The sequence below is a fragment of the Robertmurraya korlensis genome (assembly GCF_023715225.1).
Classification (GTDB): domain Bacteria; phylum Bacillota; class Bacilli; order Bacillales; family Cytobacillaceae; genus Robertmurraya_A.
Genome location: NZ_JAMBNS010000009.1, coordinates 122,697 through 143,001, shown reverse-complemented (window position 1 = coordinate 143,001; position 20,305 = coordinate 122,697). Strand labels below are relative to the sequence as shown.

Annotated in this window: 20 protein-coding genes; 10 read left to right on the top strand and 10 right to left on the bottom strand. The window is 37.9% G+C overall.

Translation table 11 applies throughout. The annotated features are described in order from the left end of the window. The first annotated feature begins 17 nt into the window (after nucleotides 1-17). The 4 genes from M3175_RS16695 to M3175_RS16680 all read left to right on the top strand — a co-directional run bounded on the left by M3175_RS16695 (nucleotide 18) and on the right by M3175_RS16680 (nucleotide 3,791). Nucleotides 18-728, top strand: coding sequence for a FadR/GntR family transcriptional regulator (locus tag M3175_RS16695; RefSeq protein ID WP_285852321.1), 711 nt, complete (start codon nucleotides 18-20; stop codon nucleotides 726-728). Between the two features lie 165 nt (nucleotides 729-893). Then, nucleotides 894-1,610, top strand: coding sequence for a lactate utilization iron-sulfur protein LutA (lutA, locus tag M3175_RS16690; protein WP_251521299.1), 717 nt, complete (start codon nucleotides 894-896; stop codon nucleotides 1,608-1,610). Nucleotides 1,611-1,644: 34 nt separating this feature from the next. Continuing rightward, nucleotides 1,645-3,075, top strand: a complete 1,431-nt coding sequence (locus tag M3175_RS16685; protein WP_251521295.1) for a LutB/LldF family L-lactate oxidation iron-sulfur protein — start codon at nucleotides 1,645-1,647, stop codon at nucleotides 3,073-3,075. Then, nucleotides 3,072-3,791 (top strand): LutC/YkgG family protein, encoded by a 720-nt coding sequence (locus tag M3175_RS16680; protein WP_285852320.1) that lies wholly within the window; start codon nucleotides 3,072-3,074, stop codon nucleotides 3,789-3,791. The genes M3175_RS16685 and M3175_RS16680 overlap by 4 nt, the downstream gene beginning before the upstream one ends. A gap of 118 nt (nucleotides 3,792-3,909) precedes the next feature. Here the strand turns inward: M3175_RS16680 and M3175_RS16675 are convergent, their stop codons facing one another. Further along, the gene (locus M3175_RS16675) at nucleotides 3,910-5,079 is read right to left on the bottom strand and encodes an MFS transporter (protein WP_251521291.1); all 1,170 of its coding nucleotides are present in this window, start codon (nucleotides 5,077-5,079) and stop codon (nucleotides 3,910-3,912) included. 295 nt (nucleotides 5,080-5,374) lie between these two features. Between M3175_RS16675 and M3175_RS16670 the strand changes: the two genes are divergently transcribed. The 3 genes from M3175_RS16670 to M3175_RS16660 all read left to right on the top strand — a co-directional run bounded on the left by M3175_RS16670 (nucleotide 5,375) and on the right by M3175_RS16660 (nucleotide 6,697). Beyond that, the gene (locus M3175_RS16670; protein WP_251521288.1) at nucleotides 5,375-5,647 is read left to right on the top strand and encodes a hypothetical protein; all 273 of its coding nucleotides are present in this window, start codon (nucleotides 5,375-5,377) and stop codon (nucleotides 5,645-5,647) included. A 240-nt stretch (nucleotides 5,648-5,887) separates the two neighbouring features. After that, the gene (locus M3175_RS16665; RefSeq protein ID WP_251521285.1) at nucleotides 5,888-6,073 is read left to right on the top strand and encodes a hypothetical protein; all 186 of its coding nucleotides are present in this window, start codon (nucleotides 5,888-5,890) and stop codon (nucleotides 6,071-6,073) included. 198 nt (nucleotides 6,074-6,271) lie between these two features. Then, nucleotides 6,272-6,697: a hypothetical protein gene (locus M3175_RS16660; protein ID WP_251521283.1), complete on the top strand. Its 426-nt coding sequence runs from the start codon at nucleotides 6,272-6,274 to the stop codon at nucleotides 6,695-6,697. 53 nt (nucleotides 6,698-6,750) lie between these two features. On the opposite strand, the gene M3175_RS16655 is transcribed toward M3175_RS16660, so the two are convergent. Beyond that, complete coding sequence (locus tag M3175_RS16655; protein ID WP_251521281.1) at nucleotides 6,751-7,296, bottom strand: helix-turn-helix domain-containing protein; 546 nt, start codon at nucleotides 7,294-7,296, stop codon at nucleotides 6,751-6,753. Nucleotides 7,297-7,446: 150 nt separating this feature from the next. Here M3175_RS16655 and M3175_RS16650 point away from each other — a divergent pair, with 150 nt between their 5' ends. Beyond that, a complete protein-coding gene (locus M3175_RS16650; protein ID WP_251521279.1) occupies nucleotides 7,447-8,070 on the top strand; it encodes a LysE family translocator in 624 nt (207 codons plus the stop codon). Nucleotides 8,071-8,230: 160 nt separating this feature from the next. Further along, nucleotides 8,231-9,211 (top strand): aldo/keto reductase, encoded by a 981-nt coding sequence (locus M3175_RS16645; protein WP_251521277.1) that lies wholly within the window; start codon nucleotides 8,231-8,233, stop codon nucleotides 9,209-9,211. Nucleotides 9,212-9,269: 58 nt separating this feature from the next. Here the strand turns inward: M3175_RS16645 and fdhD are convergent, their stop codons facing one another. The 5 genes from fdhD to M3175_RS16620 form a co-directional block, all read right to left on the bottom strand. Continuing rightward, on the bottom strand, nucleotides 9,270-10,070 hold the full coding sequence (fdhD, locus tag M3175_RS16640; protein ID WP_251521275.1) for a formate dehydrogenase accessory sulfurtransferase FdhD: 801 nt from the start codon (nucleotides 10,068-10,070) through the stop codon (nucleotides 9,270-9,272). Nucleotides 10,071-10,089: 19 nt separating this feature from the next. Beyond that, a complete protein-coding gene (locus M3175_RS16635) occupies nucleotides 10,090-12,447 on the bottom strand; it encodes an FdhF/YdeP family oxidoreductase (RefSeq protein ID WP_251521273.1) in 2,358 nt (785 codons plus the stop codon). Between the two features lie 145 nt (nucleotides 12,448-12,592). Beyond that, nucleotides 12,593-12,952: a Na-translocating system protein MpsC family protein gene (locus tag M3175_RS16630; protein ID WP_251521270.1), complete on the bottom strand. Its 360-nt coding sequence runs from the start codon at nucleotides 12,950-12,952 to the stop codon at nucleotides 12,593-12,595. Between the two features lie 54 nt (nucleotides 12,953-13,006). Continuing rightward, nucleotides 13,007-14,278, bottom strand: coding sequence for an L-lactate MFS transporter (locus tag M3175_RS16625; protein ID WP_251521268.1), 1,272 nt, complete (start codon nucleotides 14,276-14,278; stop codon nucleotides 13,007-13,009). 390 nt (nucleotides 14,279-14,668) lie between these two features. Continuing rightward, complete coding sequence (locus tag M3175_RS16620) at nucleotides 14,669-15,634, bottom strand: aldolase catalytic domain-containing protein (protein WP_251521265.1); 966 nt, start codon at nucleotides 15,632-15,634, stop codon at nucleotides 14,669-14,671. 184 nt (nucleotides 15,635-15,818) lie between these two features. Between M3175_RS16620 and M3175_RS16615 the strand changes: the two genes are divergently transcribed. After that, on the top strand, nucleotides 15,819-16,682 hold the full coding sequence (locus M3175_RS16615) for an SDR family oxidoreductase (protein WP_251521262.1): 864 nt from the start codon (nucleotides 15,819-15,821) through the stop codon (nucleotides 16,680-16,682). Nucleotides 16,683-16,701: 19 nt separating this feature from the next. On the opposite strand, the gene M3175_RS16610 is transcribed toward M3175_RS16615, so the two are convergent. The 3 genes from M3175_RS16610 to M3175_RS16600 all read right to left on the bottom strand — a co-directional run bounded on the left by M3175_RS16610 (nucleotide 16,702) and on the right by M3175_RS16600 (nucleotide 20,305). After that, nucleotides 16,702-17,763 carry a LacI family DNA-binding transcriptional regulator gene (locus tag M3175_RS16610; RefSeq protein ID WP_251521259.1) on the bottom strand — a complete coding sequence of 354 codons (1,062 nt, stop codon included), beginning with the start codon at nucleotides 17,761-17,763 and terminating at the stop codon, nucleotides 16,702-16,704. Between the two features lie 115 nt (nucleotides 17,764-17,878). Continuing rightward, nucleotides 17,879-19,420, bottom strand: coding sequence for an alpha-amylase family glycosyl hydrolase (locus M3175_RS16605; protein WP_251521256.1), 1,542 nt, complete (start codon nucleotides 19,418-19,420; stop codon nucleotides 17,879-17,881). A 42-nt stretch (nucleotides 19,421-19,462) separates the two neighbouring features. Further along, nucleotides 19,463-20,305 carry a sugar ABC transporter permease gene (locus tag M3175_RS16600; protein ID WP_119707192.1) on the bottom strand — a complete coding sequence of 281 codons (843 nt, stop codon included), beginning with the start codon at nucleotides 20,303-20,305 and terminating at the stop codon, nucleotides 19,463-19,465.

The following is a 20,305-nucleotide window of genomic DNA, read 5'->3' as shown; positions in this document are numbered from 1 at the left end:
TTTTGGAGGCTTATCCATTGAATTACAAAAAGATAAAACCGAAAAAAATATATGAAGAAGTTGCTGATGCCATACACGATATGATTAAGGCAGGACAATTTAAGCCTGGCGATAAGCTTGATTCCGTCCAACAACTAGCCGAAAACTTTCAGGTTGGACGCTCAACAATTAGAGAAGCATTAACCGCTTTACGTGCTATGGGATTAATAGAAATTCGACAAGGTGAAGGAACATACGTAAAGGAGTTTGAATCGGGACAAGTGAGTCTTCCCCTCTCTACAGCTATATTAATGAACTTACAGGATACTCAAAATTTACTCGAGGTCCGAAAAATTCTAGAAGCTGGCACATGTTACACAGCATCTCAAAAAAGGACTGAGGAACATCTGCAAACCATCGAAAGCGCTCTTAAAGAAATGCAGCTCGCTAGTGGAAATGAAGAACTTAATGAAAAAGCAGACCTTGCCTTTCATATGTCCATTGCTGAAGCAACTCAAAATCCTTTACTTGTAAATTTAATGAATCATGTATCAGGACTTATTGGTGAAACCATTAAGGAAACACGTCGGCTTTGGCTCTTTTCTGAACAAATCACTGTTGACCGTCTGTATGAAGAGCATCGCAAGATCTATTTAGCAATAAAAGAACAAGACGGTGAAAAGGCACGTGCACTTATGCTAGATCATCTTGAAAATGTAGAAAGTGTTCTTTATAAATACTTAAAATAATCTTCATGCACTTCTAATAAAAAATGAAAGAAGTGCATTTTTTAGAAAATTTCATGTAATCCCTTTCAAGAAATACTATAAATATAGTATTATTGTTATTAATTAATTTATTTTTAACAGGTCATCAGATGACCTGATTTTCAAAAGAACAGGAGACAACCAATCATGAAAGTTACCCTTTTTGCCACATGCCTTGTTGATATGTTTCAAAGCAATGTAGGAAAAGCAACTGTTGAATTGCTAGAGCATTTAGGCTGTGAAATTGACTTCCCAACGGCTCAAGTTTGCTGCGGTCAGCCCTCCTACAATAGCGGCTATGTAAAAGAATCGAAGGAAGCAATGAAGACAATGATTAAAACCTTTTCACATGCCGAATATATCGTTTCACCATCTGGCTCCTGCGTTGCCATGTTTCATGAGTATGAGCATATTTTCAAAGATGATCCGGTTTGGGGCCCGAAAGCAAAGGAACTCGCTTCCAAATCTTATGAATTAACTCAATTTATTGTTGATGTTTTGAAAATAGAAGATGTTGGTGCTCGATTTAAAGGAAAAGTGACGTACCATACTTCTTGCCATATGACGAGATTACTAGGAGTCAAAAAAGCTCCGATGGTTCTTCTATCAAATGTGAGAGATTTAGAGTTTACAGAGTTGCCAGGAAAAGAGCAATGCTGTGGATTTGGCGGAACATTTTCTGTAAAGATGGCACAAATCTCTGAACAAATGGTCGATGAAAAAGTAGCACATGTGGAAGAAACCGGAGCAGATTATTTAATTGGTGCTGACGCTGGCTGTTTAATGAACATTGGCGGGCGTATTGAACGGAATTTAAAGCCCATTAAGGTATTACATATAGCCGAAATATTAAATAGTCGGTAATAGGAAACGAGGAACCTTGGGGAGGGATCAAGAAATGTCAATGAAAATTAGTACAACTGACTTTAAAGAGCGAGTGGATAAAGGAATTCAAGACTCATTCATGCGAGGAGCTGTAGTTGGAGCACAGGAAAGAATGGGTACCCGCAGATTAGACGCAACAATTGAACTAGGAAACTGGGAAGAATGGCGTAAGCACGGTGAGGAAATTAGAAAACATGTACTTGACCATCTTGACTATTACTTAGAACAGCTTAGTGAAAATGTTGCTAAACGAGGGGGCCATGTATTTTTCGCCCAAACAGCTGAACAAGCCAATGAATATATCAGAGGAGTTATTAAAGATAAGAACGCCAAAAAAGTGGTGAAAGCAAAATCGATGGTTACGGAGGAGATTCACCTTAACCAATGTCTTGAAGATGCGGGTTGTGAGGTTATTGAAACCGACCTTGGAGAGTATATTTTGCAGGTTGATGACCATGATCCTCCTTCTCATATCGTTGTTCCCGCTCTTCATAAAAACAAAGAGCAAATCCGGGACGTGTTTTCGGAAAAGCTGGGCTATAAAAAGACGGAAAAACCAGAAGAACTCGCCTGGCACGCTAGAGAAATGCTACGTCAAGAATATTTAACAGCGGATGTAGGAATTACTGGCTGTAATTTTGCGGTTGCAGAAACAGGATCAATCAGTCTAGTCACGAATGAAGGCAATGCAGATCTTGTCACTTCCCTTCCGAAAACGCAAATTACCGTTATGGGGATGGAAAGACTTGTTCCGACCTTTGAAGAAATGGAAGTTTTGGTTAGTCTTCTTACCAGAAGTGCGGTTGGTCAGAAACTGACAAGCTACATTACTGTGTTAACGGGACCTCGTGAAGTACATGATGTTGATGGTCCTGAAGACTTCCATCTCGTTATCGTAGATAATGGCCGCTCTAGTATACTCGGTGGTGAGTTTCAATCGATCCTTCAATGCATTCGCTGTGCCGCATGCATAAATGTCTGTCCTGTCTATCGACATGTTGGTGGCCATTCATACGGGTCCATCTATTCGGGACCAATTGGTGCTGTATTATCTCCTTTATTAGGTGGGTACGATGATTATAAAGAATTACCATATGCATCAACGCTTTGTGGAGCATGTACAGAGGTTTGTCCTGTAAAAATCCCTTTACACGAATTGTTGCATAAGCACAGACAAACGATTGTTGAAAAAGAAGGCAAAGCACCAATTTCCGAAAAGTTAGCCATGAAGGCATTTGGTTTGGGTGCTGCATCCCCTTCCCTTTACAACCTTGGATCTAAGTTCGCACCGACGGCCATGCTACCTTTTACTTCAGGTGACAAAATCTCTAAAGGTGTTGGTCCTTTAAAGGCATGGACAGAAATTCGTGAGTTCCCTGCACCAAACAAAGAAAGATTTAGAGATTGGTTTAAAAATAGGGAAAAAGGTGGGGAACAATCATGACTGGATCAATTCAAAATAAAGAAGTCTTTTTAAATCAAATCACTACCTCACTTGGTCGTGAAAGACAAATTCCAAACGCACCTGTTCGTAATTGGAAGCATCAGCCCCAACATCTTGTATTACAGGATGCATCAATTGATGACTTAGTAGAAGTTTTGAGGTTACAATGCGGAAAAATTCATACTACTCTTGTTGAAACAAATCTCGAAGAACTAGAGAAGACACTTAAAGAAACAGTTGCCGTGCATGGTGGTGGACCCATTGTATCTTGGAAAGATGAACGTTTTTCCAATTGGGGTCTTTCTCCCCTAATGAAAGAAACTTGGCCGAGCGAAGGTGTTTCTATTCATGAATGGGATTACACTAAAGAAGAGGAAAACATCTCTCTTGCTGAAAAAGCAAACGTTGGAATCACAATTAGTGAAATAACACTTGCAGAATCAGGTACGGTTGTTTTACTAAGTGACAAGGATAAAGGACGGACCGTAAGCTTTCTTCCTGCTACACTCATCGTTTTAGTTCCTAAAAGCACTCTCGTGCCGAGAATGACACAAGCGGCCCAAAAGCTTCGTTCCATACATGTAGAAGGTAAGCTAGTTGCATCATGTGTTAATTTTATTACTGGCCCAAGTAATTCGGCAGATATTGAATTAAATTTAGTAGTAGGAGTCCATGGTCCCGTTAAAGCTAGCTATATCCTTATTGATGATTTATAAAATATTCACATAAAAACTAACGCACCGAGTCAAATGATTCGGTGCGTTAGACCTTATTTACTTTTAATCAAAGGAAACAATATATGCGTTTTTCCCAACTAAACATCTCCTTAATCCATTATATGGAGAGTTGCTTTGTAGGACTATACATATAATTTCTTAGAAAAATAGATAAGGAACCTAGTATCACTGAAAAAATTCCCACTAATATAACATATTCTGTACCCATTCCTGATATAAATAACCCACCTATAGCTGCTCCAATTGTTGTTCCTAAGTTAGCCGATGTTAAAAATAAGCCATTAGCAAAATCAGGAGCCTCGGGAGCTGAGGACATAATCCAATATTGATTGATATTTCCTCCTACTCCTGCTAAGATGCCCCAGATTAAAGTAATGATCGCCATAGGTACAGATAAATGTCCAAAAAGGAATAATAGGATATAAACTGCACCTAATACGAAAGGAAAAAACACTACTGAACTTAAGGCATTTTTAGTAAGCAACTTCCCTGCCAAAACATTTCCAATAATATTGGCACCACCGAATACGAATAACATAATCGTAATTGTGTTTGAAGACATATTCGTAACAGTTTTTAAATACTCAGCCAAATAACTATAAACCCCGAATATAGCTGAGTTTAGAAATATGACGGCTACAATGGATTGCCAAGTAACGAATTTTTTTAATACGGATAATTGTGCTCCATACGAAAGTTTTTCAGATACAGGCATTGATGGTACAAATAGTAATGTAGCAAGAAATGCAATAGCATTTACAACTGCAAAGAATACCATTGCCATTTGTAAAGAGAATGTACTGGCAATAAAACTTGCGATTGGTACGCCAACTACCATACCAGCGGATACACCTATAAACACCTTAGATACAGCTTTAGGAGCTTCTTCTTTACTAACTGAGGCAGCAGCCACTGAAAAAGCCAATGAACAATAAATAGGATGAAAAAGGGCCGGTATTACGCGTGCAATGATTGCAATGGTGAAGTTTGTTGTAAATATAGAAACAATATTACCGAGAACGAAAACTCCAAGTACAAGTAACATTACCTTCTTCCGATTAATACCTGAAAACAATAAAGGCATCGTTGGACCAGATACTGCAATCACTAGGGCAAAGAGACTCACCAGCAGACCTGCTTTTGAAACACTAACATTAAAATGTTCCGCAAGTGGTGGTAATATTCCAATAATACCCATTTCGGTATTTAAGATACCGAATACTCCTATCGTTAATATGAAAATCAACAAACTATTGGGTTTAGCCAAAAAACCAACTCCTTCCTGTTCCCTCTCCTGTTCCTTATTCTAGCGCGACACATGGCATACAGCTAATACTTATATCACATATCTTGATATGCTCCATAGGCATTTCTCGGATGTAAATGTTTTTAAAAGAAGTTCAGGCGAAGTTTAAAAATTCTTTCTAAATAAAAATATGATAAAATTTACACGCATGGCCATAACATCTAATCCTTACATCCAAAAATATTAAGGTAGTACTAAAGGGATATTCTCAATTTTAAGTTGGTTTCTAGAATAAAAATATACTGGAGGTTTTAAAGTGAGACTAGTGGCGCTAAAAGAAATAACGAGAGAAGAGTTTCTAGACATGGCTCAAAATGGTGCTCGCGAATTATTTGGACTTGGAAATTATCGAGTGTTTGATGGGTCAAAAGGTGAAGAGCTAAGTCACTTTGTTTACGATATGGGAACTCATCGTTGTTATTTAATAGATAAGGATGCATGTTATGAATTGGTAACAGCTTTCTATTGTGGTGGAGATCACCCAACGATCCATGAAAATTTAAACAAAATCGCATCTTCAATAGAATAGGATAGGAAAGAAATGAAGGGAACTTTTTAGAGAAGTTCCCTTCATTTCTTTCACAGAAGATCTCGTTAGCTAAATTACATACAAACACGCTTCAAAACATTTCAGATATTACATGTGTAAATTGGACAGCCTCTTTTTTCTATTATTATGATAGCTGCTTATACTTGTCCAACTTTTTTACATAAGATGTATTTTGTAAGAGGCCTCTTATAAAATTTCTTAGTAGAAAGGAGAAGACAAATGGCATTAATTCCTGATAACACAATTGGAGGAATTGTCCAAGGACTTCTTTGTGAAATTGGAAGACTTGTATTACAGATTGTAATTGCGGTTGCTATCGCAGTTGCAAACTTATTTGGTTTTACTGAGGTTGCCGCTAATCTTGCGCAAGCTCAAGAAGCACTTAATGATGTTAACTGCTTCTAATCTTACCTTCTCAAGTAATTAGTTAGTTAAACCTAGGTTTCTAGGAACCCTGGAATATTTTTTTGAAATTCCAGGGTTTTTATTTATGCATTAAAATCTCTTGAACAGAGATGTTAACACACTACATTTTTTATAAAGCAGCATAGGATGGAAAGAGTTTAAATTTGTTGCAAAATAAATTCATAAGGTGGAGAAAAAATGAGTGACAACGTAAATGGAAATCTAGAACAGAATTCTACTAACAATATGGACAAGAATCCTAAGAATATTGCCAACCAATTTCTTAAAAATCAAAATACAATCGATTTGGGATCTATGATGCAACTAGCGTCCACTCTTCTTAGTAATGATGTTATTATGAATTCTGTTACCGAACAACTTAGTAAAAATAAGACAATCGCTTCTGTTCAACCATCCAAAGTTTCTGAGAAACAAGAAAATGTGCAATTGTCTACTTTATATGAAAAATTAGTAACTATCTCTAACGATATCTCCGAATTAAAAGAACAATTCACAGGTCTAGCTAATTTCTCAAAAAATCTCAATAATGAACTTTCCGAATTAACAAAGGTACTTATAAATATAAAAGAAAACAACTTAAATCATACTTCAGAAAATCTATAGTAATACAGATAAAGACCTTGAGGAAAATCAGGGTTTTTCTTTCTGAGTGGATATTAAAAGATAGATGGAGTGACTGAAAATAAGATCGTAGCCTTCGTAGAAAAATGATTCTCCCATTTATGCTTCATATGTGCTGGAATTTTGACACTATCACCTGTATCTAATATGTATTCTTCTTCATTTAAAAACACTTTAATTTTCCCCTCTAATACAAAAGCAACCTCTTCTCCTTTGTGTTCCAATAGACTCTCTGATGATGAGGTATTGGGAGGAACACTCATAATCGCAGTCGAAATGGCTCCTGTAAAATCTGGTGACAATAACTCATATGATAAATTGTCAATTACCATTTTCCTCCGTTCATTTGACCTAACAACTAAATCTTTGGTATTTGTTTCTTCAAGCAAAAAACTAAAGGTAGGAACGTCAAGGGCTTTAGCTAAAACCTTTAGCGTTTGGATTGAGGGATTTGCGATCCCCCTTTCTATTTGACTTAACATGGAAGGAGTAATTTCAGCTATTTTTGCTAATTCTCTACTACTTAAACCTTTAGCTTTTCTAAATTTCTCCACCTTTTTCCCAATATCTATATTCTCCATTCTATTCGCTCCTTAAGGAAACATTTAAATATTATTTAACTTAATTAAATTCAACTTAAAAACATACCACATATATGTTAAACTATATTTAATACTATAAAATTATATTTTATAAAATAGCCTTTTACAAGTTAGTAAGGAGTGGAGAAAATGAATGATTTCTTTACGTTTTTAGTCCTTTCATTGTTCGTAGTGATGAGTCCAGGGATTGATACAGCACTTATAACAAAAAGGACTATTTCAGATGGAAGAAATGACGGCTATAAAATGGCTTTAGGTATTACAACTGGTTCTTTGGTGCATACATTTGCTGCTGCTTTTGGTCTATCAGCTATTTTAATGCAGTCCGCCGTTGCATTTGAAATCGTTAAATACGCAGGTGCCATCTACTTGATATACCTTGGATTATCCTCTTTTATCACTATGAAAAACAAGAACGTCATTAAAATAGAAAAACAAAATAATTATGAAATAAAAAAGTCAGCGTTTAAACAAGGACTTTTATCCAATGTGCTTAATCCAAAGGTAGCCATGTTCTTTCTAACCTTTTTACCCCAATTTGTGAAAACAGGAGCCGACGCAACACAACAATTTATTATGATGGGCATTATATACACTGTCTTATCCATCACCTGGTTTTTTGTATATGTCTTTTTCATTAACTACTTACGTGAATGGCTTATGTCTCCAAAAGTAAAAAGAATAATGGATAAAGTAACGGGTCTTGTATTAATTGGATTTGGATTAAAGTTAGCTTTTGATAAACAAGCTTAAAAACCATTGGAATGTTCCCAATGGTTTTTATTGTTTCGTTGGAGGATTAGGCAAAAACTTTGTAGGAATGGGTTAAGCGATTCCTTAAAGTTGTGACATAATTATTCCTAAAGTGGTCACGATAAACGTGGCAAATAAATAAAAGAGAGGGAACAATTAAATGGAGTATGTGAAACTTGGTAATACAGGCTTAGATGTATCTCGATTTTGTCTTGGATGTATGGGTTTTGGAGATGCAACGAAATGGCTCCACCAATGGGTTCTTAACGAAAATGACTCTCGCCCCGTAATAAAAAAAGCCCTAGAAATGGGGATTAATTTTTTTGATACTGCCAATGTATACTCACTTGGCACAAGTGAAGAATATCTTGGCAGGGCACTGAAGGATTTTGCAAATCGTGATGAAGTAGTTATAGCAACGAAAGTACATGGTCAAATGCACAAAGGACCGAATGGTTCGGGGCTTTCTCGAAAAGCCATCATGAGTGAACTTGATAAAAGCCTCAAGAGATTGGAAACAGATTATGTAGATCTTTATATCATTCACCGATGGGACTACGATACTCCTATTGAAGAAACAATGGAAGCCTTGCATGACGTAGTAAAGTCAGGAAAAGCAAGATACATAGGTGCTTCTGCCATGTACGCTTGGCAATTCCAAAAGGCATTACATGTTGCTGAAAAAAATGGCTGGACGAAGTTTGTGTCTATGCAAAACCACTTAAACCTAATCTACCGTGAAGAAGAACGAGAAATGTTACCACTTTGCAAGGAGGAGAAAATTGGTGTCACTCCATATAGCCCTCTTGCATCAGGTAGATTAACACGTGACTGGTCAGTAACCACTCTTCGTTCTGAGACAGATCAGATCCAAAAGTCTAAATACGATGCGACTTCGGATTCGGACAGGTTAGTGGTTGAGCGAGTAGCATCTATTGCCGAAAAACACGGTGTTCCTCGTACACACATTGCCCTTGCATGGCTATTACAAAAAGAGAACGTAGCAGCTCCAATTATCGGGGCAACGAAAATATCTCATCTAGAGGATGCTGTAGGTGCTTTATCGGTAAAGCTTTCACCTGAAGAAATTGCATTCCTTGAAGAGCCCTATGTACCGCATCGTATAGTGGGTCATAATTAATATTTCTTAAGACTTAAAAAAAGCACGATAAGCCTATGCTTATCGTGCTTTCCTCATCTTATCCGCCTAAGATTCGTTCTTGATGTGTGTATACATTAAACCCTTGACCACGAATAAAACCAACAGCTGTAATACCCAGTTCTTCTGCCAAATCAAGCGCTAGATTTGTAGGAGCTGACTTTGATAATACAATCCCAACACCAATTTTTGCCGCCTTCAACAATACCTCTGAAGAAATTCGTCCGCTAAACACAATAATCTTGTCCTTCAACGGAATGTGATTCATTAAGCAATATCCAAAGAGTTTGTCTAAAGCATTGTGGCGGCCAATATCCGTCCGTGAAACGATGATTCCTTCTTTTGAACACAAAGCCGAGTTGTGAACGCCACCGGTTTGCTGAAAGTGTGATGAACTTTCTTGCATTAGCGTCATCAGCCTCTGACAGTCTTGACCGGTAATTGTTGTCTTACTCATTACCGTTTTTGCCGTTTTCATATCATTGTAAAAGTAAAACTGCCGACCTTTCCCACAACATGAACCAATAAAGCGTTTGGAGTGATGGTGGTTTTGCATTTCCTTCTTAATAACTAGCTCCACATATGCAAAGCCTTTAGAGTCGTCTATCGTTAACGATTTAATCTCATCATATCTTCGAATGACACCTTCTGACGCTAAAAAACCGACAACAAGTTCTTCCATATCGGCAGGGGTACAGACCATGGTAGCAAATTCCTGACCATCCAACATCACCGTTAGCGGGAATTCAACAGCAATATCATCCTCTTGTTCATAGAAGCCTTGGCCGTCAAATCTCATGATGCTTCTAGTAATGGTCACTTCATCAATTTCATTGTCCATTTCTGTACCCTCCTAAAATTTAGCTTATTTCCGTTTCTAGATCTGGAATTGGTTTCTCCAGATATTGTGTATCTTTACGAGCATTAAAACGTTCTGCCTTCTCTACTTTGACAGCAATATTATAATCTGGAATACCAGCAAATTTTTCATATTTTCCTTTTGGCAATAAGAAGTTTCCTTCAGGGAAGTGAACACCAAGATTACCAGGTGTGATATCAGCATACTTTGCACGCCCTTGGAACACTCCATGCTGATTATAGACAACAATCCCTTCGCCATCTGCAATTCGATTGTCTCGAGCTTCTGCTGCATTAATTAAGACATCATAACGGTCAGATCCATTTAATGGATCTTTTTCGCTAAACACCATGGAATTGAATTGCTTTCCACGGCGAGTTGTTAGTAAAAACTGTCCTTCTTTTTTACCCATATTTGGAATATCAACTGTAATTAATGTCCCTTTACCGTCTGGAGTTGGACAAATTCCATCTTCACATAGCCAAGCGCCTCCCCATTGGAACACATCACCTTTTTTCTTTAAATGCTGGATACCGTCGTAATTTGGATTCGCTAATGCGATCTCATCTCTGATCGCCTGTGCATCCTTAAAATCCACCAGATGTGCCATTTTAGGATTTACACGCTTTGATAGATCAATATAGATTTTCCATTCTTCACGAGCTTCTTCAATCCGGTTCTTATTTCCTTCGATTTCAGGAGAAAAGTAGACCATTCTTTCAGTGGAAGTTGACGTTCCGCCACCTTCCTGCTCATATCTAGTTTTCGCCGGTAGCACGATAACAGCTTCTTGTGCATCTACTAGAGTAGAAGTGTTTAGAATAATATCCTGATGCACACGAATATCTAATTGAGATAATGCTTTCTCTACAAATATTGGATCAGGCATGGTTTCTAAGAAGTTTCCACCACTTAAATAATATAACTTCATCTTTCTCTCATGGTCTTCTGGAAGCATAATATTTTCAAGAGTGACACCAACTATATCCCCTTGCCAACGCGGAAGTTTAAAGCCCCACAGCTTTTCAATTCGCTCAATATTCTCACCGTAAAAATCCCCACCTGGTAAGACAAAGGGATCTGCCCCCATTTCCCCAGAACCTTGTACAGAGGAGTGACCACGAAACGGCATTAAACCAGAGTGCTTACGTCCAAGGAAACCTCGTAATAAAGCTAGATTAGCAACTTGAGAGATGTTGTCTGTGGCGAATGAATGCATGGTTAGACCAAGTGCCCAGGCAAAGACAGCATTTTTTGCTTTTGCTAGGATTTCAGCAAGCTCGATGATTCGCTCTTTTGTAACACCTGATGATTCTATTATATTTTGCCATGTTTGCTCTTGTACCTTTGCTTTTAGTTCTTCGTAACCATTCACATGTTCTTGTACAAACGGAAGATTAATGGCCGAACCCTGTTGCTTCGCTTCCATATCAAACCAGTGTTTCATGATTCCATACATAAACGCAATATCTCCTCCGATATTAACTTGATAGAAATCATCTGCTAGCTTGGTTCCAAAAAGGGCTGACTCTGGATTGGAAGGAATCCAATAATTTTCCATTGCTGGCTCACGGTATGGATTAATAACAATGATTTTTGTACCCTTTTTCTTCGCTTCTAACATGTATTTAGAAGATACTGGTGAAGCATTTGAAGCCACGCTACCCCAAAATAGAAGTACATCTGTACCAATCCAATCTAAATAGTTCGAAGTGGATGCCCCGACACCAATCGACCGTTTTAATGCTGTTTTACTTGGAGAGTGACAAATTCTTGAAGCATTATCAATATTATTTGCTCCTAAAAAGCGTGAAACTTTAGCAGCTACATAATAGTTTTCATTGGTAATTCCACGTGATGTTAAGTAGAAAGCATATTGCTTAGGATTTAGCTTTTTCATCTTTCCGGCAATCATATTCATCGCATCATCCCATGTAATTCGAGAAAACTTACGCTCACCTTTGCGACGAATCATTGGATATGGGATACGACCAAGTTTCCGAAGTTCCGTACTATCATATTTTTTAAGTTCGTCAATATCGGCATGAAGTATCTCTGGTTTAATTGCTGGCATCGTGTTTAGTCTCAAGACATTTAATCGGGTCGTACACAGATGTGGACCGGATAAGGTTTGGTCGTACAAGCCAGATACTCCAAGCGCACAGCCGTCACAAACACCCTCTGTAATGATGCGAGTGGCATAACCTAGATTGTCTTTATTATCGTAAGCGACCTTCATCGTATCGCGAATATGTTTTGGTTTAATCTTTCCTAACCCAAATGGAATGGGACTAACCCAGTGCTTTGGTGCGGGTAATAAGGCTTTCTTTTGTGGGCCTGGATGTTTTGTTTTCCCCATATTTTATTCCTCCATTTACACATTTTTCATGTAAAAAACCACCAGAAGAAATCCTTCCTTTTTATTAGGACGAAAACTTCAGGTGGTTAGTCTTTAACAGGTGCGCTGCCAAGTTCCAACATTACTAATCTGCTTGCAACAGTTATTACGTATTAAATTTCTCTTCAAGGTTATCTTCAAATACAAAGATCGACATACCAATATCTAATTCAATATCGATATCGACAAACACACGAACGAATTTTGTTCCAAGCAATTCTTCCATCTCTGTAGGATGATTTTTTTTATAAATCTCCTTTACCATTTCTGTACGGGCAGAACGAAGCATTTGACGCCCATCTTCCGCAGTGGCAATGAATTTTTCAATAGGAGATAGATTTCCCTCCAGTTCACAGATGGCCCAGTTTTTTGAGAAAGTGGTTCGAACTTGGCTTGGACCTTTTCCCATATGCTTTTTACGAAAGGCTCGAACAATATTGCTAAACTCAGCTTCGTACTTATTCACTCGTTTCAACTCACTTACCGTTTTTTCCCTATCTTACACTATTTTTGTTAGATATTATACTGCTTCTTTAGAACGCCCTAACTTTCCGACATTCTTTGCTTTTAATCTATTAATATCAAATCTTATTAAAATAGAAATGACTAATGCTACCACAAATAATCCGGAGAAGAAGGTTAAACTTCCTGCATAGCTTCCAGTAGTATCCTTAATCCATGCCGCGAATAAAGGTCCAACTAGTCCAGCAGCTGCCCATGCCGTTAAAATATAACCATGGATGGCCCCGAGTTGCTTTGTACCAAACAAATCTCCAATATATGCTGGGATAGAAGCAAATCCTCCCCCATAACATGTATACACGACAATAAGCATAGCCATGAATAACCACTGAATAGACACTTGTGGTAAAAAGAAGAACATGACAATTTGTAGAACAAAAAATGCCGTATAGGTATTTGGACGTCCGATATAATCAGATAAGGAAGCCCAGCCAATTCGACCTAAACCATTAAAGATACCAATTGCACCAACCAATGCTGCTGCCGCTGTCATGTCAATGCCGATGCTTTCCATTGCTAATGGTTTCGCTACCGCTAAGATGGCAATTCCACAAGTGACATTAATGAACAACATGAGCCATAAATACCAGAAGCGTTTTGTTTTTACTGCTTCATTAGCCATTAACTGTGACAATTCCATGGTTGGCTTTGCCTTACCACTTTCAATTTTCGCTTGAAAACCTTCTGGTAACCAACCTTCAGCTGGCTTTTCTAAATATAATGAAGAAAGAGTCATAATTGCAAAGTATGATACACCTAAAACATAAAATGTATTCGCTACACCTACAGTTTCAATCAACGAGTTCATAATTGGGCTTGAAATGGCTGCTGCAAATCCAAATCCCATGATAGCAAGACCAGTGGCTAACCCTCGTCGGTCTGGAAACCATTTTACTAGAGTTGAAACAGGTGCGATGTAACCAACTCCAAGTCCAATTCCACCTAGTGCTCCATAACACAAATAAAGCATGTATTTTGAACCAAAATCCACTGCTAAACCAGAACCAGTAATACCAATACCAAAGAAAATGGCTGCTAGTAATCCTGCTTTTCTTGGACCATACTTTTCTACAAAGTGCCCTAAAAATGCAGCTGAGAGACCTAAAAATAGGATAGCGATACTAAAAGTAAGTGCTACCTCTGAATCCGACCACCCAAACATGTTCTTTAAGGGAGCGGTAAAATTACTCCATGCATAGACCGAACCAATGGAAATATGTATTCCAACTGCTGATAATGCAATAAGCCAACGATTTTTTGTTGCTTTCATTTGTTTTCCCCCTACATCAATGCATAGATGCTCCCATAGAAAACAAAAAAACCGTTGTAATAAATCCAAATTCAGACCCCTATATAAGGAACCTTCACCTGAATCATTACAACGGTTTGCCTTATACAGGAGCGCTGCTAAGTACCAACTGTCATAAAACGAAATAAATAAAGAGTTTTAACCGATCAACAGGGTCGCTGTTTTCGTATCAAAAACTTAATTATTATTGTTCACAAATATGTCACATATGACCTTTTAAACTTATCACGAAAGCGCATCCATGACAATAGTTTTTCACTTTTTTGTTTTGATAATGGTGATAAAACATAGAAAAAACTGAATGAAAATAAAAAAAGGCCAGTATAGGCCTTTTTTCAAAAATCTCAATATCTATTTATTACTTGACTCTAAGACCATAGTAGCTTCTGGTGTCGTTACTTTGTCATAGAATTCTACAAATTTATCTCTATCTGAACTATCACGGTATGCCATAGCGATACGTGGATGTTCATTGAGTACACCAGAGATCATATAAGGGATGATATAGCCCCATTCCCACTTTTTACGCATGTCTAACATATGCTTTTCGATCACGCCTAGAACTGGTTTAAGCTCGTAGCTTGGTTTTTGAATATAGCTAACAAGAAGCTCTGTGTTGCAGTTCCCCGCTGCACGCCCCATTCCATAGACAGATGAATCAAGGAACGTAACCCCATGTTGAAACGCTGTTAACGTATTGGCAAATGCCAGTTGCATATTGTTATGAGTATGAATTCCTAGTTGTTTGTTAGGAATTAGTGCTTGGAATTTTTTTACTTGGTGTTCAATATCTCCAGGATCTAAGCTTCCGAATGAGTCAACGATATATACTACATCTACAGGGCTCTCTTTAACCAACTCAAACGCTTTTATAAGCTGTTGCTCTGGAACACTAGATAACGCCATAATGTTGAGAGAGGTCTCATAGCCTAAATCATGGAACATTTGTACAAGTTCCAATCCTTTATCCACTTCACGAACATAGCATGCTACTCGAATCATATCCAAGATACTTTGCTCACGAGGAAGGATGTCATTCGGGTCTACTCGTCCAATATCCACTAAAGCCGATAGCTTCGTGAATTTCTTCTCTGGAATAATTTCTTTTAGGAAGTGATCATCGAGAAATCTCCAAGGATTGGGCTCGGATACGTTCAGTAGCCTGGCTGAATTTTTGTATCCAATTTCCATATATTCGACTCCAGCCTCACTTAAACCATTATACAAGTCCTGAACAAACTCTACACTAAAATCCCAATTGTTCACTAAGCCACCATCTCGAATTGTACAGTCAATAATCTTACTTCGATGTTCCATAGTAGTCACTTCCTCCAATTGTTTACGTTCATTAGAAAATATTTTTAATATTATTGCTTATATCATAATTCATGTAAATCCGTCAAATTTTTCTCCTATTCTGAATTGTTCCATTTGCATATAATTCCCCTCATTTACCCTATACTACTAAAATGAAGAAGATCATTTGAAAGGATGGATATGCTTGTCTAAGAATAACAAACAAACTTTTCCACCTCAACATCAAAATCACCAACCCGGTGTCGAGGATGAAATGAACCCCATTCCGATTCATGTTAGTGAACAATATAAAGGCTCCGGTAAATTGAAAGACAAAGTAGCGATTATTACAGGTGGTGATAGTGGAATTGGGAAGTCAGTGGCCATCTATTTTGCTAAAGAAGGAGCTGACGTTGTCGTTTCCTATTTAAACGAAACAAAGGACGCTGAGGACACAAAAAAGCAAGTTGAAGCAGAAGGCAGACGGTGTATCCTTGCCTCAGGAGATATTGGTGATGAGGAGATTTGTAACCAAATTGTAGATGATACGATGAAAGCATTTGGCAAAATTGATATTATCGTCAATAATGCTGCTGAACAGCATCCACAACAAAGTTTGCTGGATATCACATCAGAGCAGCTGGAACGAACGTTCCGAACAAATATCTTCTCTTATTTCTATTTAACTAAGGCTGCTCTACCCCATCTGAAGAAAGGGAGCTCCATCATTAACACAGCTTCCATAACAGCCTATCAAGGTAACGAGCAATTACTTGACTATTCCGCTACTAAAGGTGCAATTGTTACCTTTACAAGATCTCTTTCAAAGTCTCTTGCTAAGGATGGAATACGAGTCAATGGAGTGGCACCGGGTCCTATTTGGACTCCTCTCATTCCCTCTACCTTCCCAGCCGAGCAAGTCGCAGAATTCGGCTCTACGACACCAATGGGAAGAGCGGGACAGCCGTATGAACTAGCTTCGAGTTATGTTTTTCTCGCATCGGATGACTCTTCTTATGTCAGTGGACAAATGATTCATGTTAATGGTGGAACAATCGTCAATGGATAAGGTTAAAAAAAGGGACTTTTCAACTGAAAGTCCCTTTTTTAGGCAAAAACACTCGTTCTTCATTTGGGAAAGAACAAGAGAAACGTTTAACAATTTGATGTGGAATAATAATTCTTTTGATTGGTTCTTTTGGGTTTTCGATTTTTTGAATCAAGCTACGAGCAGCTTCAAACCCAAGATCAAAAATATTAATATCCACGCTTGTAAGAGGGGGTCTTGACATCTCTGAGACTAGTACATTATTGAAACTGATGATCGAGATATCTTCAGGTACTTTAATTCCCAGTTCATCTAATGTATTCAGAACTCCTAAGGCCATTAGATCATCCGCTACAACTAATGCAGTGGGTGGAACCTTTAAAGAAAGCAATTCCCTTACAGCTTCTTGTCCACCTTCTCTTAAAAATTCTTCATGTACAATATAATCATCATTTAATGGAATTCCTGATTCACGAAGTGCCTTCTCGTATCCAAGTAAACGCTCAACCGTAACAACTAGGTTTAAGTTTCCACCGACAAAAGCGATATGATCATGCCCAAGCTGTATGAGGTATTCCGTTACTTCCTTTGTTGCACGGAAGTTATCATTATCAACATGAGTAATCTCCTCCACATGCTTAAAAGGTTTACCAATAACGACAAAGGGAATTCCTCTTTCCTGCAAATACATTAATACTTTATCTTCAATTTTTGAATAAAGCAGGACCACTCCGTCAACGCGTCCACCTTGGACCATTTGTATAACTCCGTCTAGAATTTCGTTGTCAGTCTTTCCTGTTGTCATATATAACGCGTAGTGTTTTTCATGTGCCCCTTCACTAAGTCCTCTAAGTACCGTTGGAAAAAAGGGATTTTGAAAAACGACATCAGTAGAGCTCGGCATGACAAGACCGATTGCCTGTGTGCTTTGACTTGCTAAACTTCTTGCAATAAAGTTAGGATGGTATCCTAACTCATCCATGGCTTCTCTGACCTTTTTCTTCGTTTTTTCACTTATTCGAGGATTATTTGCAATTACACGTGATACGGTAGATGGTGCGACCTTTGCTAATTTAGCAACATCTTTTATTGTAACAGCCATCTTACCCACCTCATTTCCTAATAACTACATTTCTGAATAATATTAATATTTATTCAGGTTATCTTTATTCCTTATTCTACCCTAACTATCCGATACTTTTGTAGTATATTTTTTATCATTGATTCGGGAGTTTTTTCCTTTTCGATCTTTTCCAGAGCAAATAGATAAATATGATAAACGCTACGTACACAGCTCCCATTATAAGTATATATGGAATATTCAACCCAGTTTTCTGTCCTAAGATATAAATTTGGGCTTGGTCACGGTCGAGAACGAGCGTATATTCCTCGCCTTTTCCACGGACAATTTCATCACTGAGAACTCCACGAAGTTCTTTATCCTTTTCAATACCTTCTGTAATGGTTACGGTTTGTGTTTTTGATGTATTATTAATTGCTACAACAGTGGTTTCACCGTCATACTCCCTTTTATATACAGCCATTCCCTTCTCTTCATATAGAAACTCGAACGTACCACGAGTTAAGGAAGGAAGTGTTTGTCTAGCTGCTCCAATTTGAGAAATATAATCCACCAATTCTTTATCTGTCCGGAAATCCATTTGTCTCCGGTTATCAGGATCTTCCCCACCATCAAGAGCAATCTCACTACCATAGTAAACAATCGGTATACCAGGCGTCGTGTACAAGTAGGTAAGCGCCAGCTTCCAGCGAGGTCCGGGATGCTCATTGTTTTGCACCGCATCTCTTGTAAAGCGCGGAGTATCATGATTATCCATAAAAGTACCCATTAAATAAGGATCTTCGTAAATGGTCTTGTTTCGGTCCGCAGTCGTATATAACCAATAAAGAGATTGATCGGGCTTAGCAAAAGCCGTTCGTAAATGTTCGTTCAAGGGATAATCAACAAAGCCATCAATACCCACTTTGTCATACTGAGCTATATAATTTGGGTCATTGTCCCAAACCTCACCGAGTAAGTAGAAATCATCTTTCACACTCTTCACTTCTTTAGAAAATGTTTCCCAAAAATCAACTGGTACATGTCGTACTGTATCCAGTCGATAGCCATCGATATCTGTCTCCGCGATCCACCACTTAGCGGCCTCTAATAGATAATTGGACACATCCGGATTTTCTGTATTTAAATCAGGTAATCCATAAATCCAACCATTATTGAGTTCATCTTGATCTTCCCAATTTAAAATTTCTTTATTTTCATGAAACCAATCCTCTTTTTCACTGTCTGTCAGCCACTCGTGCTCCGGTGAAACATGATTGACAACAAAGTCAAGGACAATCTTTATGTCTCTTTTATGTGCCTCTTTTACTAATTCTTTAAACTTTTCTAAGGTTCCAAAATGTTCTTCTGTGTTGTAAAAGTCAGTAATCCAGTATCCATGATAGCCCTTTTCTGCATTATCAAAAACCGGGGTAAGCCAAATAGCGGTGAACCCCATGTCTTTAATATAATCCAATTGATCGATTATACCTTGAAAGTCACCGCCATGATATGATTTGGGATCATCCATATTTACTTTAAAATCATTGCTGAAATCGCTATTATTAAAGCGATCGATCATAATAAAATAAAAAGTCTCATCCTGCCATTTTCGCTCTTCTTTTTCCACTGCACCTACCGGTAGGGAGTAAAAAAGAAGAAACGGGATTAAGATGAAAGAAAGCATTTTCTTTTTCATCTCCGCTCCTCCTTTTCCTGTAAAAAATCCTTCCCTACAAGATTATCCTTTTGTTCCTCCAGCCGTCAAACCAGAAACGAAATATCTTTGGAAAACTAAGAATAATGCAGCGATTGGTATAGCAATTAATACTGAACCTGCAGCAAACTTTGTAAATTCGTTACCGAACTGTTTCGCAACTAGTTCGTATAAGCCAACTAATAATGTAAATTTATCTTCTGAACGTAATAAAATACGTGCTAAGATAAAGTCTCCAAAAGGAGCAATAAATGAGAATAAAGCAACTACGGCTAATATTGGTTTTGCAAGAGGCATAACAATTTGGAAGAAAATCCTTAAATGTCCCGCTCCGTCCATTTTTGCAGATTCATCCAGCTCTTTTGGAATCGTATCTAAATATCCTTTCATTAAATACGTATTCATTGGAATTTGGCCACCGACATACACAAGAATTAAGCCTAAGTGAGTATCAATTAATCCTGTACGGTTCGCTAAAACAAAGATTGCAATTAATGCAGCAAAGTTTGGAATCATTTGCAGAATTAAGAATGTGATTAGTCCATTCTTACGACCAACAAAACGGTATCTTGAGAATGAGTATGCGGTTAAAGCTACACTCGCAACAGTTAACACCATGGTGATAATACTGATTTTTAAGGAATTTTTGTACCAGATAATATAGTCACTCTTGTCAGCATCAAACAGATGCTTATAATGTGCTAGTGTTGGATTTTCTGGAAACATCGTCGAGCCCGAGAGACTATTCCCAGGATTAAACGAAGATCCAATAATCCAAAGCAATGGGTAGAATACAATAACTGCCATGACCGCGATGACCAAGTATGACAGTGTAAGTCTTATGATTTTATTCTTTTTCATACTCAT